The sequence below is a fragment of the Endozoicomonas ascidiicola genome (assembly GCF_001646945.1).
In the GTDB taxonomy this organism is placed as follows: domain Bacteria; phylum Pseudomonadota; class Gammaproteobacteria; order Pseudomonadales; family Endozoicomonadaceae; genus Endozoicomonas; species Endozoicomonas ascidiicola.
The window spans coordinates 248,598-265,447 of sequence record NZ_LUTV01000003.1; the positions used below are offsets into that span (position 1 = coordinate 248,598).

A 16,850-nucleotide genomic window follows, 5' to 3' on the forward strand; every position below is an offset into this window, starting at 1 on the left:
AGAGGCTGACAATGAGAACACAAGAGGCGGCGGGTTTTATTGAAACGTTTGGCTACCTCGCGGCGGTGGAAGCGGCAGATGTCTGTGTGAAAACCGCCAATGTCAGCCTGGTCGCTAAACAAAACGTCGGTGGCGGTCTTGTTACCGTCATCGTCCGCGGTGACGTGGGCGCTGTTAAGGCGGCTGTGGAAGCCGGCACTATGGCAGCTGATCGTGTAGGCAAGGTGATTTCTTCCCATGTTATTGCACGACCTGTTGCTGAACTGGATGTGCTGCTGGGCTGTCACGTTGAGCAAGTGGTTGAAGAAGCGGCACCGGTTGTGGAAACCCAGCCTGACGTTGCGGAAGAGACGACACTCGCCGTTAAGGATGCTGCTGACAGCGACGCTTTGTCTGTGGAAACACCAGAAGGTGTCATGACTGCAGATGAGCTGAAGGCACATAAGACAGTTGAATTGAGAAATATGGCACGACAGCTGCCGGGCTTTTCATTGAGCAAGCAGGAAATCAAGTTTGCCAACAAAGCCACGTTGATTCAGGCCATGATCGAATATCACCAGAGGGTGAAGTAAATTGGAACTTCTTGATAAAGACCTTTCTTCCATTCAGGAAGTAAGAAATTTAATCCGCCGGGCGTCTGCTGCCCAGAAAGTACTGGCTGATTACAGTCAGGCACAGGTGGATGCACTGGTAGAAGCCATGGCTCGCACCGGTGAAGCCAATGCGACTCGTCTGGCAGAAATGGCCGTAGAAGAGACGGGTTTTGGTAAGGTTCAGGACAAAATCACCAAGAACCTGATTGCCAGTAAGCATCTGGCTGAATCGATTCGTTCCATGAGAACCATCGGTTTTATTTCCGAAGATCCTGTCAAGAAAATGCAAGAAGTGGCTGTACCTTACGGCGTGGTTGCCGGTCTGGTGCCGTCTACTAACCCAACATCGACAGCAATTTATAAGTCGATAATTTCTATCAAAGCCGGTAATGCCGTCATCATCAGCCCGCATCCTTCTGCGCTGAAGTGCATTTCCGAGACGGTACGTGTTCTGCGTGAAACGCTGCAGAGCCTGGGCGCCCCGGCGGATCTGATCAATGTTATGAGTCAGCCGACTCTGGAAGGCACCAGCGAGCTGATGAAGAACAGCGGCACTGGCATCATCCTGGCCACTGGCGGTTCTGCCATGGTGAAGGCTGCTTACAGTTCTGGCAACCCTGCTCTGGGTGTTGGACCAGGCAACGTGCCAGCGTTTATTGAACGCACTGCTGATATTAAAAAGGCTGTGTCGTACGTTCTGATGAGCAAGACCTTCGACAATGGAACGGTATGTGCCTCTGAGCAGCACGTGGTGACTGAACATGTGATTGCCGATCAGGTGAAAGCAGAGATGATCGCTCAGGGTTGCTACTTCCTGAATGAAGTGGAAACCGCCAAGATCGAGCGCGTCATCATGGGGCCAAAAGGCGGCCTGAATGCCAAGATCGTTGGTAAGCCTGCGGTTGAAATCGCTCGTATGGGCGGCCTGGAAATTCCTGCAGATACCCGTGTTCTGGTTGCAGAACAGGGTCGTGAGTGCGTTGGTAAGCAGTACCCATTCTCCTGGGAAAAGCTGTCTCCACTGCTGGGCTTCTATCGTACGACAGATGCTCACGAAGCCTGTGAGCTTTGCCTTGAGCTGCTGAATTACGAAGGTGCTGGTCACTCTCTGGCGATTCACACCCAGAACGATGATCTGGTTCGTGAGTTTGCTCTGAAGAAGCCGGTTTCCCGTCTGGTGGTGAACACGCCTTCCACGCATGGTGCGGTTGGTGCGACCACTGGTCTGCCACCGGCGTTTACTCTGGGTTGTGGCAGCGTGGGTGGTTCCGCCACTTCGGACAACGTAACACCGCTGCATTTGTTCAATAAGCGCTATGTCGCTTATGGCATCCGTGAGCCTCAGGCCCCTTCTTTGGCTCAAGCTGCTGCCAACCAGTCTTCTGCGACTGAAATGGATATTGAAGCAATCACCCGCATGGTGATTGAACGACTGAAAGCGCTGTAAGTGCTTTCAGGTAACGCTTTTATTTAATGTATTAAACACGTCTCCGCGGAGACAATTTGGAGTAAGAAACAATGGCTATCTCTAACGCTCTGGGCATGGTTGAAACTAAAGGTCTGGTTGGTGCTATCGAAGCTGCTGATGCGATGGTTAAAGCTGCTAACGTGACTCTGGTTGGTAAAGAGAACATTGGTAGTGGTCTGGTAACCATCATGGTTCGTGGTGATGTTGGCGCTGTTAAAGCCGCTACCGACGCTGGCGCTGCTGCTGCTGAGCGTGTTGGCGAACTGGTTTCTGTACACGTTATCCCACGTCCACACAGTGAAGTTGAAGTTATTCTGCCACAAGCTAAGGCTGAGTAATTTCGTTCCCGCGTTATTGATTAACGCGGGGATGTATACCGCTCCTGTCGTGTGCAGGAGCGAGTTCAAACACTGGCAATCTCGCCTGTGCTGATTGTGAGACTCCGCTGTGAATACCCTCGAAACCGAACAACTCCTGAAGCACATTGTTGATCAGGTGATTGTTGAATGCACTGCCATGGCTCTGAGTAATTCAGACAGTGTTGATGCCAACAAAAACGGCAGCAACAGTGACAACAACAGTGGCAAAAAAGAAATTCCTGTTGAAACGTCCGCTCGCCATGTGCATCTGTGTCAAAAAGACGTGGAAGCCTTGTTTGGTGCTGGACATCAACTGACGCCTAAGCGCGAACTTTCTCAGCCGGGTCAATACCTGTGTGAAGAGCGCGTGACGGTGATTGGCCCGAAGGGCACGTTTGAAAATGTTGCGGTGCTTGGCCCGGCAAGACCGGACAGTCAGGTAGAAATCTCCCGTACCGATTCCCGTCAGCTGGGTGTGAATGCACCGCTGAAAGAGTCTGGCGATATTGCTGGCAGCCCGGGTGTATTCCTGTATTCGGGGCTTGGAAATAATCAGGGCATGGTGAAGCTGGAAGCCGGCGTGATTATTGCCCGCAACCACATTCACATGACCAGCGCGGACGCTCAACGACTGGGTGTTCAGGATAAGCAGGAAGTGGACGTGCGGATCGAAACTGATCGCCCTGTCACTTTCCACCGTGTACTGGTTCGGGTGAAAGACAGTTTTGCTCTGGCGATGCACATTGATTTTGATGAAGCCAATGCGGTTGGCCTGCCGGCTGATGCTAAAGGCGAAATCACTGGCTGATTAAGGTAGAAAACGACGATGTCTGAATTCAATCCTGAGTATGTCAGTCAGCTGATCCAGAAAGTTGAAACAAGCCTGACAAAAACGATCAAGGTTGCCGACTCGGATAACCTTGTCGTCGGTGTCGATCTGGGTACGGCGTATATTGTTCTGGTGGTTCTGAATCAGGATGGTGAGCCGGTGGCCACTGAGATGCAGTTTGCCCAGGTATTGAAGGACGGGCTGGTTGTTGATTACATCGGCGCACTGACCATTGTCCGACAGTTGAAGGAAAAACTGGAAGAGCGTCTTCAGGTCTCCCTGGAAAAAGCGGCGATTGCCATGCCATCCAACACGCCGGAATCCGTCTGCAAAACGCACCGCTATGTGGTGGAAGGCGCAGGCATGGAAGTGGTGAATATGCTGGATGAGCCGACTGCGGCTAACCGGGTTCTGGGTATTCAGAACGGGGCGGTTGTGGATATCGGCGGTGGCACCACTGGCCTTTCTATCTTTAAAGATGGGGAGGTGATTTACACGGCAGATGAAGCCACAGGTGGTACGCACCTGTCTCTGGTTCTGGCCGGACACTACAAAACCAGCTTTGAAGAAGCGGAAGAGCAAAAGAAGATCACTGCCAATCATCGCGATGTGGTGGCCATTGTTCGTCCGGTGATTGAAAAGATGGGCTCTATTGTTCGCCACCATATTCAGGGTTTCGACGTTCAGGATATCTATTTGGTAGGCGGTACTACCTGCTTGCCCGAGTTTGAGCAGATCGTTGAAAAGCAAACCGGAGTGACAACCTGGAAACCGGACAACCCATTTTTGGTGACGCCGCTGGGTATCGCTATCAGTGCATTAGAAGCTTTGACGTAAGGATGTCCAAAATGAACACCGATGCTCTGGTGGAATTAATTGCCAAGCGAGTGATGGAGCAGTTACTGGCGCTTCAAAGTTCTCAGGCAATCAGTAAACCAATGCCGTCTGTTCTGGTGGTTGGTGATTGTGATGATCGAGTGCAGTTAGAGCAACGGCTTGCTGGCTTCCAACTGACGTACAGCGCTGAACAGCCATCAGCAGATCCTGCTGCTTTTGACCATGTACTTCTGACCACCTTACCAAACAGTCTGTTGTCGGCATTGGCAATAGGTTTGGAAAGAGGCGATGAAGGCTGTGTGATTGTGAACAGTCTGCTGTTGGGTAAGACGGTTCATATTCTGGAAGAAGGCATTGCCTATCGTCGTTTTCGTGAAACGGCAACGCCTGCTTTTTATCAGGTCTTTCAGGATAAAGAAACCACACTTTGCTCGTTTGGCATGAAGGTGGTTAACCTTGGTCAACTGTCTTCTGTATTGGCGGGTGCGGAAACGTTTGCAAGAACGGAATCGGCTGCCGTGAATGAAGTGGTTTATCAGGTGGGCGCAGCCCGTGAAAAGAACGTAGCTGGTGTACAGTTAGTCAATAACGATATCCACATGCTTGAAAAACGGGTGATTGGAGAGAAAGATCTTCGCACCTGTTATGAACAGGGATATCGCCATATCAAACTGATGGAAAAGGCCGTGGTAACACCACTGGCAAAAGATTTTATTCGGATGAATAAAGATCTGGTTCTTGCCGTCTGATTTGATTTGAAAGCCTGAAAGGATTCAGGCTTTTATATTCTTTGATCCTATGAATCAGCTTTCCAGCCAAGCCTTCAACTCATCCATTCCTTCGCCAGTATAAGAACTGATTTCGAATATTCTTGAGACTTTCGCAGCAGTCAGCATCTTTCTTGAGAATTCCCGGTTCGCTTTTTCGCTGTCAACTTTGGTCATGATGCCAATCACTTCTTTATTGAACATGGTGGCAAAGCCCGGTGGAATCAAGTTTTGCCGCTTTGAGCAATCGTGCAGTACGGCAATGGCATCATAATCAACGGAAGAAGACATCAGGGCAGAATAAAAACGACGGTTCTCAATAAATTCACCAGGCGTATCAAGAAACTGTTTGTTATAGGTCATAGCCTGAGTTTTTTGATACCTCAGTTCCTCGCCCATCAGCGCCTGAACCAGGGTCGTCTTTCCTGCGGTCGTTGTGCCGACCAACATCATCTTTTTCATTACGAACGGGTTACTTGAGTCGGAGCAAATTGCAGGGTGTCTCTGAGCATATCAATGGCTGCATTCAGACCGGCTTCCACACTGGAAACATCTCCGGTCAGGATCAAGCAGCCGGAAAAGCGATCCAGAAATCCAATATCAACACCGGATGCTTTAGTCGCAACGTCCGCAGCGATCATGGAGCCTTCGCTTGGCGTGATGGTCATAATGCCGATAGCGCTGACTTCATCCGCATCCAGGCCGAGTTTGATGACGAGGTCTTCCTGCGGGTTAGCGATCAGGTGGGCCAGAGTGACCTGCTTCCCCGGAACGTATTCTTGAATAATACGTTCTTTCTTTTCGAGAAGGTTGCCCAAAATGCTGGCGTTCATGTTTTACGGCTCTTGTCTTTTAATCAGAGGAGTTGGTGCAGCTGTGAACGCTGCACCAAAAATAATTACTGCTGTTGCTTCTGACGGGCGATTTCTTCCCAGTTTGCTGGGTAGGCAACAAACATAAAGCGGGCAAAGTCGGGGGCGCTGAACTTGATGGTCGATCCTTTAGGGATAAACATAACGTCGCCGGCATGACCGACCACTTCACGGCCATCGATGATGATCTTCAGGGTGCCTTCAACGATGTAATCCACTTCGTCGTATTCCAGAGTCCAGTCAAAAGTGGTCTGATGGATTTCCATCATGCCGCAGCCAAGACGTGGGCTTTCATTCAGGTCCAGAATATCAGTAATAAACACTTTGTCGTTTGGATTGCCAGTGTCGAACGGTTTGCACTTCACGGTAGGTGCTTTGATAACCGCAACGCCGGAAGCATCTGCGTGTTTCTCAAACTCAGCGGCCGGTTTGTGCAGCTGCTCTGCAACCACTTTACGGATGATCTGTTCCAGTGCTTCAGGGGTGATCTGGTTCATTAGCTTACTCACAAAAATGAAAGGTGAACTATTTAACGAGATGTTTCAGAACGGCCTGCTGAACTCGTTCAATGTGTTGTGTGTTAGTCACATTGAACACATCGATCAGCAGTTGATGAATGCGCTTTTTCAGGAGGGCTGTGGATTCCAGCTGGTTGCTGCGAATCACCTGAATGCCCTGGATTTTTGCCAGATCGTCGGCACCGGGGCTCAGGAGCATGCCTTTTTCAAGAATCAGGCAGCCATCAGTGACAAATTCACTGAGGTTGTTGCGGGTGATCAGACGACTCATGGGTTGACTTCCATATTATCCACAATGCCGACAATGGCTTCATCAACAGGCCCTTTGGATGGCAGGATCGCCCGGCGTGCAGCACCTCCACGGGCAATCAGTACGACGTCGCCTATACCTGCGCCAACGGTATCAACAGCCACCAGAGATTGACCGGTTTCCTGCTCACTGGCGTTGATCAGTTCAACGACCATGAGTTTGAATCCGTTGAGACCATCCTGTTTTCGGGTGGCCCAAATGTTGCCTGTTACCTTACCAATCAGCACTTGCCATACTCCCGGAAAATCGCTTGGTCAATAAAACTGTCTAGGGTGGAACATTAATACATGGCAGTGGAAGTACAGTTGACGAAAGTCATCTTTTCCAGCATCAAAAAATTAATCTGGATCAATTTTTAGGCGCTTTTTTCAGAGGTAAAAAATACTGGCTATAAAGTGGTTAAAATCTGTTTGGTATTTAGACACTCTGAAGTAAAGTAATTGTCAGTTAACCTGTTGTTAAGCCATTACTTATCTCGTTTCTTTCATGTTTAGACACTTTCAAGGTAACCAATCCGTCCTGATGATTGGTCTCGATTTTGGTTCCACGACCAGTCGGGCTATGGTTGCCTGCGCACATCTTGAGCGCAATCCGGTCAGCGAAAGAATGGAGCTGGGCGAGCCGGAGTTACTCTACCGATCAAAAGCCATTTTGACGCCATTTGAACATGGCAAGCTGTGCCCGGAGCGTATTGATCAGTGTATTGACCGTTGGCTTCTTGAAAGTGGTATTGATACGGATCAGCTTTTCTCCGGCGGTGCTATTGTCACCGGACTTGCGGCAGAAAAAGAAAATGCACACATCATTGCCCGTTCCGTCCGCGAAAAGGTGAGTCATGCCATCGTCGCAACTGCAGATGACCCGTGCATGGAGTCATGGTTGGCATTTATGGGGAATAGTTTGAAACTTTCCCGGGCTAATGCGGAAGTGCCAGTGATTAACCTGGATATTGGCGGTGGAACCACCAACCCCGCTCTTGGCATAGACGGCAATGTATTCTCATCCGGCAGCTACTACATCGGTGCCCGTCATTTTCAGTTTGAGCCCGGGACTTATCGCCTGCTTGAGATATCTAACCATGGTCAGCAACTGCTGAAGCAATTGAACCTGGTGCTTCAGCCTGGTGAGGAATGTAGCCCGGAAAGCATTGAGCGTATTGTCAGTTACTATGTGCAGGGGCTTGAAGCCATTGTATCCGGAGATCAGGGCTGGTTTGACACAGATGTTGGTAAGCCTCTGTGTCAGGTCGCTTTTCAAGCGAACCTTCCTGAAACAGCAAGCAGAACAACAAGCGCGGCCATCACTTTTTCTGGTGGTGTTGGAGAGTTGCTTTATCAATACTCACAGACAGAATCGTTACCCGGTACCACAGCTTTTGGTGATCTGGGTGTTGATTTGTGCAAGGGGATTGCGCAATCAGAGATTCTGAGTCGCAGTGTGACCCGCTTTGTTCCGGAATATCAGGGACGCGCGACCGTGTATGGGTTGGCACTGCACAGTGCCGAGCTTTCCGGCAACACCCTCTATATGCCAAACCCCGAACAACTACCGGTAAATGATCTGCCCATCGTCGCACGATTGGCGCTTGATGCGGATAAAGAGAGCATTACGCAGTCTATTCAACTGGCTCGTAAAACCAATAGTGGTGGTTGTATTCGGATCATGCTGAAGAATGACAATTACCCGGGTTTTAAAGAGTTGAAGCTTTTTGGTGAACGCTTTGCGTCGGTTCTCGAGTCGGTGAACTTTCCCGAAGCGTTGCCATTATTGCTGCTAGTGCCTAAAGACTTTGGTAAGGCCATTGGCAGTTATGCGAGCCGTTGGGGAAAATTGCCTATCAATTTGATGGCGGTTGATGAAGTTCCCGATCGGAAGGCGGGTTTTGTCAGTCTCGGAAAAGTGAAAAACTTTGTTATTCCCGTCTACTTTTACGGTATGCATTGACCGTTGTCTAAGCAGTTAACCACATGAAATCATATTTTCTGACTAAGTGTACAGTCGCTCTCCTGCGTTACAACTCCGGTCACATAGCTACGGCTATGCTCTCTGCGTTGTGCCTTGCATAGCAACTGCCCACTCAGCCAGAAATATTCGATTCCAAATGGCCAACTACTTAAAAGCTTAACCCGTTCATATACCCAAAGGATTTCACGTTGCTACGCGGCGGCTACCGAGTGAATCCCCATGAGCCTACGAGTAGTAGGTGATTGGGGTGAGCGAATGTAGCCAACAAAGTAGCAACTTGAAAGGCGACGGGTATGACCGCGTATTTCTACGGAATGTAATTCTCGCCTATTTGTAGTCATATATACGGCTCGGTATTTTCTGACAAAAATGATCATTGATATCGCTGATAAAACCAGCAAACACCATTAAAAATCATGCCAGATCATACCGGGTGTCCTGTAAGGCGATGCTGTAAGGTGATGCTGTAAGGTGGAGTGTTAACCATGCCCAAACCAATGATGACCCCTCTGGACCAGATTCTGGTTCCTTCTGTAAAAACGGATGAAATCTACCGTACTCGGGTCATTGGGCAGGACTTCAGCTTTACTGGCTTAAAAGCACTATTGGGGGCGGCAGGCTTTCATACCAGTGGTGATCAGATTGCCAATCTCGCGGCAGAAACTGAAGTCAGTCGAGAGGCTGCACGAGCCATTTTATCCGATTTAAGTCTGCAGCATTTCTATGATCGACCATTGCCCAATGATCATGGTGAGATAGACGACATTATGCGCGTCAATTATGACATTGATCTGGCCATATTTGATGAAATGGCCATGATGACGGTGGGTGAGCTGAAAGACTGGATGCAAAAAGCATCCGGCCCTCAGATCAAGCGTGCAGGTAAAGGTTTGACTGGCGTGATGATCTCGGCGGTAACCAAGCTGATGAGTGTGCACGATATGGTGTACAACGCCCGTAAGATTGAATGCGCAACTCAGGCGCGAACCCACCTTGGTTTATCGGGCTCGTTATCGACCCGAATTCAACCCAACCATCCCACCGATGATTTGAATGCGATTACCGCCCTGACCTGGATGGGGTTGTCCATGGGCAATGGTGATTTGCTGATTGGTTTGAACCCTGCAGACGACACGGTGGATAACATCGGTGCCTGCTTGCTCCATCTGGATAAAATACGACGCCAGACAGGCGCGCCAACCCAGGTGTGTGTGCTTTCTCATATCCGAACCCAGCTGGCGTGCCTGGAAGAAGGTGCGCCACTGGAGATTCTCTTTCAGTCTCTGGCCGGTACGGATTCAACTTTGCGTGAAGCCTTTGATGTGACGGTGTCTTATCTTGATCAAGCCTGGCAGGTGATGAAAGAAAAGGGCGTTCTCAATAAACATCAGTTTATGTATTTTGAGACCGGGCAGGGCAGTGAGATCAGTTACGGCAAACACTGCGGCATTGATATGTCCACGGCGGAGGCGCTGTCGTACGGCTTATGTCGTCGTTATGACCCGTGCATGGTCAACAGCGTAACGGGTTTTATTGGCCCGGAAACTCATAAAGACAGTTTGCAGATCATCTATGCCAATCTTCAGGATCTGTTTATGGGCAAAGTGATGGGTCTGCCCATGGGCGTGTCCCCTTGTTTTACACTTCACGCAGATGCTTCCAGCGAAGGTCAGGAGATTGCGGTTGAGTTGCTCACCGTAGCGGGCGCTAACTACTTTATGGATATCTACATGGGCGTGGATCGTATGCTGGCGTATTCGGATACCAGCGGGCATGACGATCAGACCATTCGTGAAATCCATAACCTGAAACCGTCACCGGAGTTTTATCACTGGGCTTTGGAGAAAGGCATTTTCAAAGAGTCCCGCGATGGGCAAATCGCCCGTGGCCCAAACTGGGGCAATCCCGGCATTTTTGCGGAATCCAATCAAGCCTGGAAAGATCTGATCAGTCGAGTACCCATGTGCTATGGCACCACCAATGCCGGGCCAAGAATGTCCAACCATGTGAATCGGAAATTAAAGCAGAATATTGCAGTTGCCCGGGCGGCGGCAAAAAGTAAGCTTCGATTTGATGAGTTGGAAGAGATCGACTTCCGCTTGATTCGTTCTCAAGCCAATAATATTGAACGACACCATGCTGATCCAGATGCGGGCTCTCGCCTGTGTGAAAAAACAAAAAGTCACCTGCAAGCGGAAAACCGGGATATTCAGATTCTGATTACCGACGGGCTTAGTGCCGAGGCAGTGCATCAGAACATTAATGAACTGTTACCGGTACTTGAAGATGGTTTACGCAGCCATGGTTATTCTCTTGGGCAAACCATGATAGCACCCCATGGTCGTGTGAAACTTTCTGAAGATATTGCCAATACAGTCAATGCCAGAATGGTGATTGTGTTGCTGGGGGAAAGGCCTGGGGCGGATGGCAAATCTTCCCGAAGTCTCTCAGGGTATCTGGTTTATCGTTTGGATGATCCGGAAGCACGACAGCAGGCGGCTGAATTCAGCAAGATTAAAGATATCGAGTTTGAAAATACCGTAGTGCCGAATATCTATTATGGTGGGATTCCTCCTATGGAAGCAGGCTCCCTGATTGCCGAGCGGGCGATGCAGATTATGGATAATAAGGCAGCGGGGAATCGCTTGAATGCGATTCTTGGTAGTCGCATGGGGTTATCCGATGCGGTTCGTGAAAGCAAAGTAGAGTCTACAAAAACTGGCAGTACTATTCGTGTGCATGACTTCGTGGGACAAAAGTCTATTTCAGAAGCGGATGTGATGATGCTTTTACACTGGGGCGTGAAGGAAATTTTACTGAGCCAGAGAACCATCATTTCCCCTCTGGCTGGAGACCTTCTAAAGCATGAAGGTATCAAGCTTAGGTATAACGATAGTCTGGCAAAATGAGTTGAGGCGTTATTGGCCAGAGTCAGATCTTACCGGTTTGGAAACAGAACCAGGTTCTGGCAGTGGTGGATTGGAATCCAGGTCTACAACAACCCCAACGCCCAGCATGCTTTCTATCAGAGCCTGATCCCAAGTTGAGCAGGGGTATCCGTGGCTCCCTCCCTGGAAATCATTTGTCTTTAAGTGGAGATTGAAACAGATACCGTACTGGCCAGTCGTGTGAGAATTATCCAGCGTGACTACTTTCCCTTTATGAAAAGCCGTTTTCAGTGACTCTAATAACTGACGTCCCCTGAGGGAATTTGGCATGTAGTGTGTAAAGTCCTTGTCGCGGTTAACGATGGGTCGACCTCCGAAAGATGCGGGAGCCTCAAAGTTAAATTCGACAACGATAACCCCCTGACCTCTATCCTCCTGAGCAATATGTGACAGGTGCGGAGCATCTTCTATAGACCAACTCATATGCCCGCCGATGCACTCTTCGGCTGTTGGTTTGCTCAGAGCCTGAGTGGCGTGAGTATGGCAGTCCGGATGTCTGAAGGTTTCATTTGGAAGTTTGATATTTGCAGTGTCATTCCTATCGCATGAACACAGGCAGACATCGCAGTTGGTATTTGCAGGTGTGTCGTGACATGCAGAAGTACTTTTTGAGTTAGACGGCTCGCCGGCGTTTTGCAGCAAGCTAGTATGTGTGGCAGTTCTCGGTGCACTGATTCTGGATGTTGAAGTTGAAGGAGTGGGAACGGTATCGTTAGTAGCAAGAGCTGGGTAAACTTCTGTATTATCAAATAATGTATGAATTGATTCTGAAGCGGCGCATTCGCTTTGCCGAGGCGGAGCGTAGGTAATAGCAAACATCTGATTTTCATAATGACGATTGTTATCAGCATTTTCATAAAATAATGGCTTAACTCGTATGTACTGCCCTGACATGTTTTTGATGTAATACTTGGTTTCGATATTCTTATTTCTTGCAGATGCTATATCAGGATTTAATTCTTGTGAATATCGGTACACATCAGCAAAAGAGGATTGACCCTTTAAGTGATCTATTACTAGTTTATTGGATGGTTTGGTAAGTTTATGGGAGGGAATGGAAGAAACTGTTTTTTGTGTGTATTTATTTGACGTGATTTCAGTTGCCGAAAAGACAAGTGCTGCCTTGGTTGTTAACGTTTTGTCGAAGACTTTGATTTTCTCAATGAGCTCCGGTTTTTTAATTAATGCTATATTTCTGTCATCATTATTATGAAAAGTGCACCCGACAAATGGGTGGCTGATTCCATAATTCCCGACATTTTTATATAAATTGGAGGTAAGTATGCTTGGTTCGATTTGTAGGTTTTTACCATTCTGTCTGGTCGTGATTTCTACCATGAGTCCGCCATTATGTGGGATGTACTCTTCAGCAACAGAGACATCCTTCGAGGTATACAGGCCTTTGCCGTATTGAGCGCCCTCGACGTTTACATTCTCGATATTAAATGCGGGGTTGCCTAGTTTGTGGGTTTTAGCTTTGTTTTGTTCATGATAACTACCGCCCCGATACAGTAATCTAGAGGGTTTCTGAAGCAGACCATTCTTTATTAGGTTTTCAACGGTATCGATTTCAGCCTTAGAGTCATGTTTGGTAACAAACTCTATTAAACGTGGCAACTGGCTACAATCAAATTTAGGTTGAATGTAGTATTCCTGATAATAGGTATTGGTAAATTCATAAAAAATACAAGAGATACGTTCCCTTGCAAAGCACATGAACTCATCTTCTGATTGTTGGAAAATATCTTGGCTGTTGTCAGGGTTATGATTGTCTCTGTGGCAGATCGAGTAATCTGAAATAATTTTGTCCGCAATAATTTCTACAAAAAACGCTTTCGCTTCGGGTTCCGCCGGCTGCATCTCTATGAGGCTTCTGCTGACAATGTTTCGTATTTTTTCAAGTGACAGTATCGGCTTTGTGAGAAGCGCAGGGAGAGACCCAATTTTTTTGACGCCACGATCATGAAGATCTTTAAAGTATTCATAGACAGATTTTGTATCTTCATTGAGGTCGGTCATACCCTTGGGGATAAGGGCATAATTCTCAACACCCACTACTCTCCCTTTAAAAGAATAAAGCGCTTTGTCTTCATCGTTAAAGAAAAAGCCATCCTCTTCTATGGTATCAAGTTTTGAAAGGATAGTGTTAATAGCATCTAGCATGGCGAAATCAATATACTCAAACAGTTTGTCAGGATGGATAGTAAATCAAAAAAATATTAGTAAGGAGAGAATGTTTAACCTTTAGTTGGTACAGTATTCCTTTCAAATATTCAATGATTGACTTACCTGAGACCATCTACCAAGCAGTAAGTTCAAATTATTGGCTCTTTTGAAAAACCGAGAGGTCATGGTGTCCTTATTTTTATTGATTAAGGTCAATTAATTGAATGCTGGATGACTTGCGTCAGGTCATTATCCCTCTCTTCAGCTACTGATAGCCTTGCCCCAACTGATACGCTGCTCGGAAACCATGAACTTTCCCGTCTTCCGGCTGTCATTTCAGAATCATAAGTTGTTGCAGTTGCGAGGAAGTCATGAGTATTAACGACATTATTCTGTACATAATGGTGGGTTTCATGGTGCTCGGCGCCGTGGATAAAATTCTGGGTAACCGCTGGGGTTACGGTGAGAAGTTTGAAGAAGGCTTTATGGCCATGGGTGCTCTGGCACTGGCCATGATTGGTGTTGTGTCACTGGCGCCTGTATTGAACACTGTTCTCAGCCCGCTGGTTTCTCCGCTTTATGAAGCTCTGGGTGCTGATCCAGCTATGTTCGCTGGTACTCTGCTGGCTAACGACATGGGTGGTTATCCACTGGCTCAGGCAATGACGACGAATGCCGACGTTGCTAACTTTTCCGGTCTGATTTTGGGCGCCATGATGGGGCCAACCATTGTGTTCACTATCCCGGTTGCTCTGGGCATCATCAATAAAGAAGACACTCAATATCTGGCTCGTGGTGTTTTGATCGGTTTGACCACAGTGCCTGTTGGTTCTCTGGTAGGCGGTTTGATCGCTGGTTATGACGTCAGCATGATCGTTGTAAACCTGTTGCCTATCGTTGTGGTTGCCGGTGCCATTGCGGCGGGTCTGAAAATTGCACCTGCTGCCATGATTCGTGGTTTCGAAGTCTTCGGTAAGGGTGTTGTTATTCTGATCACCATTGGTCTGGCGGCTATCGTTATTGAAACGCTGACCGGCTTTGTTGTGATTCCAGGCATGGCGCCAATTTCTGACGGCGTATCCACTGTTGGTCACATCTCTATTGTTCTGGCGGGTGCGTTCCCAATGGTTCACTTCATCACTACTAAGCTGAACAAGCCGCTGATGGCGATGGGTCGTGCGATTGGTATGGGTGAGACTGCGGCTGCAGGCCTGGTTGCTACTCTGGCAAACAACATTGCCATGTTCAATATCCTGAAAGACATGGATAACCGAGGCAAGATCATCAACGTTGCGTTTGCCGTCAGTGCTTCTTTCGCACTGGGTGATCACCTGGGCTTCACTGCCGCTGTGAACAGTGACATGATCGCTGCCATGGTTGCCGGTAAGCTGGTGGGTGGTGTGACTGCTGTGATCATCGCGATTCTGGTGACGAAAGACATGGCAGAGCCAAAGGCTGCTATGAACGCCAAGCACGCTTAATTCTTTTTCCGCTCGCTCCCATGTGTTGTGGTTGTCGTAAAAGTTCTGGTTCCCATGCTATGCGTGGGAACCCATACCTCTAACTCCCTGTAAATTCAGGGATATGCATTCCCACGCATAGCATGGGAACGAGGTGTTTGGGGTTTTGCGACAGCTTTGTTCTGCGTGGGGGCGGGTCGGAAGTTTCTTACGTCTGTTTCAGTTTATCTATTCTGCCATAGTACAAAGTAGACAAACTCAAGCAGATGCCTCTACAACGGAGCAGCCATGCGCGAAGAAATTCTCAGTGCCGGCATTGATATTGGTACGTCAACCACGCAGTTGGTTTTTACCCGAATGTTTTTGGAGAACGTCTCTCCGGGAGCGATGATTCCCAAAGTTGAGATTGTTGACCGAGAAGTTATTTATAGAAGTCAGGTGTATTTCACGCCTCTGCTATCGCCCACGATGATTGACGCCGATCAAGTGCGTCAGCTCATGGAGCAGGAATTTATCAAGGCAGGCATAAACGCCAAAGATATTGATACTGGCGCCGTGATCATTACCGGTGAAACCGCCCGTAAAGAAAATGCACGACAAGTTGCTGATGCTTTAAGCCTTCTGGCTGGCGATTTCGTAGTCGCAACCGCAGGGCCGGATCTGGAAAGTATTATTTCTGGTAAAGGTGCGGGTGCAGCAAAGCAGTCATTCGATAAGAACACCATTGTCGCTAATTTGGACATTGGTGGCGGCACGACCAACATTGCAACTTACGAAGTGGGTGAAGTGATCGATACCACCTGTCTGGATATTGGTGGTCGTCTGATCAAGTTTGAAAAGGGCGGTACAGAAGTTACCTACATTTCTGAAAAATGGTCAGAGATGACCCGTCGCATGGGTATGCCGGTGACAGTGGGTGATCACCTGAACCGCAACCAGATTGATCGCATTGTTGATCGAATGGTCGCCATTCTTGAAGAAGTGATGGGGCTGAAACCGGCCAGTGCAGATCTTGAATTTCTGGTCGGTCGTGGTACCAGTAATTTGCACCGAAATTATCAGCTGGATCAGATCTGTTTTTCTGGCGGTGTTGCCGTTCATGTGTATGATCAGGAACCTTCGGCAACGGATTATCAGTATGGTGATCTGGGTGTGCTCCTTGGTCGTTCTATACGTCAGTCGCCGCTTTTTACGCAGTTGTCTGTTTTCGATGCGGTAGAGACCATTCGAGCGACGGTGATTGGTGCAGGTTCCCATGCTACGGATATCAGCGGTAGCACCATCAATTTCTCGAGGGATGTTTTCCCCATCAAAAACGTGCCTGCGCTGCGCCTGACAGCGAAAGACGAAGGGCTTCCCGCCAAGGAGCTGGCAGCCACGATTCGGGAAAAGCTGTCCTGGTTTGATTTGGAAACCGGCTCTCAACACGTGGCGTTGTCGCTTCAGGGGGCAAAGAATCCTGACTTTCAATATGTGCAGGAACTGGCGGCCATCATTATTGAGGGCATGGAGGCAATGATTCAGTTGCCACAACCTTTGATTGTGATTGTGGAAGAAGACATAGGTAAGGTGCTTGGGCAAAGCATCGAAGCGCTCTTAAAGCGTAAAAACGAATTGAACGACGCCAAAGACGTGATTTGCATCGACAGCATTACCGTCAAGGATGGTGACTACATTGATATTGGCAAACCACTGGCGGATGGCAAGGTGTTGCCTGTGATTGTGAAAACATTGGTATTTGGGTATTGAGGACTTTCT

At 48.4% G+C, this 16,850-nt stretch carries 16 protein-coding genes; 10 read left to right on the forward strand and 6 right to left on the reverse strand.

Annotated elements, in window-relative coordinates; all coding sequences use genetic code 11:
• The first annotated feature begins 11 nt into the window (after positions 1 to 11).
• The 6 genes from AKL11_RS26770 to AKL11_RS08670 all read left to right on the forward strand — a co-directional run bounded on the left by AKL11_RS26770 (position 12) and on the right by AKL11_RS08670 (position 4,835).
• Entirely contained in the window at positions 12 to 572 is a 561-nt protein-coding gene (locus AKL11_RS26770; protein WP_067516469.1) for a BMC domain-containing protein, read from the forward strand.
• A 1-nt stretch (position 573) separates the two neighbouring features.
• Positions 574 to 2,040 carry an acetaldehyde dehydrogenase (acetylating) gene (locus tag AKL11_RS08650; RefSeq protein WP_067516471.1) on the forward strand — a complete coding sequence of 489 codons (1,467 nt, stop codon included), beginning with the start codon at positions 574 to 576 and terminating at the stop codon, positions 2,038 to 2,040.
• 71 nt (positions 2,041 to 2,111) lie between these two features.
• Positions 2,112 to 2,399 (forward strand): propanediol utilization microcompartment protein PduA, encoded by a 288-nt coding sequence (gene pduA / locus AKL11_RS08655; protein ID WP_067516473.1) that lies wholly within the window; start codon positions 2,112 to 2,114, stop codon positions 2,397 to 2,399.
• 109 nt (positions 2,400 to 2,508) lie between these two features.
• Positions 2,509 to 3,228 carry a phosphate propanoyltransferase gene (pduL, locus tag AKL11_RS08660; protein ID WP_067516475.1) on the forward strand — a complete coding sequence of 240 codons (720 nt, stop codon included), beginning with the start codon at positions 2,509 to 2,511 and terminating at the stop codon, positions 3,226 to 3,228.
• Positions 3,229 to 3,246: 18 nt separating this feature from the next.
• Positions 3,247 to 4,086, forward strand: coding sequence for an ethanolamine utilization protein EutJ (eutJ, locus tag AKL11_RS08665; RefSeq protein WP_067516477.1), 840 nt, complete (start codon positions 3,247 to 3,249; stop codon positions 4,084 to 4,086).
• A gap of 11 nt (positions 4,087 to 4,097) precedes the next feature.
• Complete coding sequence (locus AKL11_RS08670; protein WP_067516479.1) at positions 4,098 to 4,835, forward strand: hypothetical protein; 738 nt, start codon at positions 4,098 to 4,100, stop codon at positions 4,833 to 4,835.
• 54 nt (positions 4,836 to 4,889) lie between these two features.
• On the opposite strand, the gene AKL11_RS08675 is transcribed toward AKL11_RS08670, so the two are convergent.
• The 5 genes from AKL11_RS08675 to AKL11_RS08695 form a co-directional block, all read right to left on the reverse strand.
• Positions 4,890 to 5,315 (reverse strand): EutP/PduV family microcompartment system protein, encoded by a 426-nt coding sequence (locus AKL11_RS08675; protein ID WP_067516481.1) that lies wholly within the window; start codon positions 5,313 to 5,315, stop codon positions 4,890 to 4,892.
• Positions 5,315 to 5,686 carry a BMC domain-containing protein gene (locus tag AKL11_RS08680; protein WP_095210274.1) on the reverse strand — a complete coding sequence of 124 codons (372 nt, stop codon included), beginning with the start codon at positions 5,684 to 5,686 and terminating at the stop codon, positions 5,315 to 5,317. The genes AKL11_RS08675 and AKL11_RS08680 overlap by 1 nt, the downstream gene beginning before the upstream one ends.
• 65 nt (positions 5,687 to 5,751) lie before the next feature.
• Positions 5,752 to 6,222 (reverse strand): cupin domain-containing protein, encoded by a 471-nt coding sequence (locus AKL11_RS08685; protein ID WP_067516483.1) that lies wholly within the window; start codon positions 6,220 to 6,222, stop codon positions 5,752 to 5,754.
• A 28-nt stretch (positions 6,223 to 6,250) separates the two neighbouring features.
• Complete coding sequence (locus AKL11_RS08690) at positions 6,251 to 6,514, reverse strand: hypothetical protein (protein WP_067516485.1); 264 nt, start codon at positions 6,512 to 6,514, stop codon at positions 6,251 to 6,253.
• Positions 6,511 to 6,780 carry a EutN/CcmL family microcompartment protein gene (locus AKL11_RS08695; protein ID WP_067516487.1) on the reverse strand — a complete coding sequence of 90 codons (270 nt, stop codon included), beginning with the start codon at positions 6,778 to 6,780 and terminating at the stop codon, positions 6,511 to 6,513. Before AKL11_RS08695 ends, AKL11_RS08690 begins: the two co-directional genes overlap by 4 nt.
• A gap of 259 nt (positions 6,781 to 7,039) precedes the next feature.
• On the opposite strand from AKL11_RS08695, the gene AKL11_RS08700 reads away from it, so the two are divergent.
• Together AKL11_RS08700 and eutB are read left to right on the forward strand one after the other, a co-directional pair.
• A complete protein-coding gene (locus tag AKL11_RS08700) occupies positions 7,040 to 8,497 on the forward strand; it encodes an ethanolamine ammonia-lyase reactivating factor EutA (RefSeq protein WP_067516489.1) in 1,458 nt (485 codons plus the stop codon).
• Between the two features lie 506 nt (positions 8,498 to 9,003).
• The gene (eutB, locus tag AKL11_RS08705) at positions 9,004 to 11,427 is read left to right on the forward strand and encodes an ethanolamine ammonia-lyase subunit EutB (RefSeq protein ID WP_067516492.1); all 2,424 of its coding nucleotides are present in this window, start codon (positions 9,004 to 9,006) and stop codon (positions 11,425 to 11,427) included.
• 9 nt (positions 11,428 to 11,436) lie between these two features.
• Here eutB and AKL11_RS08710 read toward each other — a convergent pair whose 3' ends face one another.
• Positions 11,437 to 13,629, reverse strand: coding sequence for a hypothetical protein (locus tag AKL11_RS08710; protein ID WP_067516494.1), 2,193 nt, complete (start codon positions 13,627 to 13,629; stop codon positions 11,437 to 11,439).
• A gap of 374 nt (positions 13,630 to 14,003) precedes the next feature.
• On the opposite strand from AKL11_RS08710, the gene eutH reads away from it, so the two are divergent.
• Together eutH and eutA are read left to right on the forward strand one after the other, a co-directional pair.
• Positions 14,004 to 15,113 (forward strand): ethanolamine utilization protein EutH, encoded by a 1,110-nt coding sequence (gene eutH / locus AKL11_RS08715; RefSeq protein WP_067516496.1) that lies wholly within the window; start codon positions 14,004 to 14,006, stop codon positions 15,111 to 15,113.
• A 267-nt stretch (positions 15,114 to 15,380) separates the two neighbouring features.
• Positions 15,381 to 16,841, forward strand: coding sequence for an ethanolamine ammonia-lyase reactivating factor EutA (gene eutA / locus AKL11_RS08720; RefSeq protein ID WP_067516498.1), 1,461 nt, complete (start codon positions 15,381 to 15,383; stop codon positions 16,839 to 16,841).
• The last annotated feature ends 9 nt before the right edge of the window (positions 16,842 to 16,850 follow it).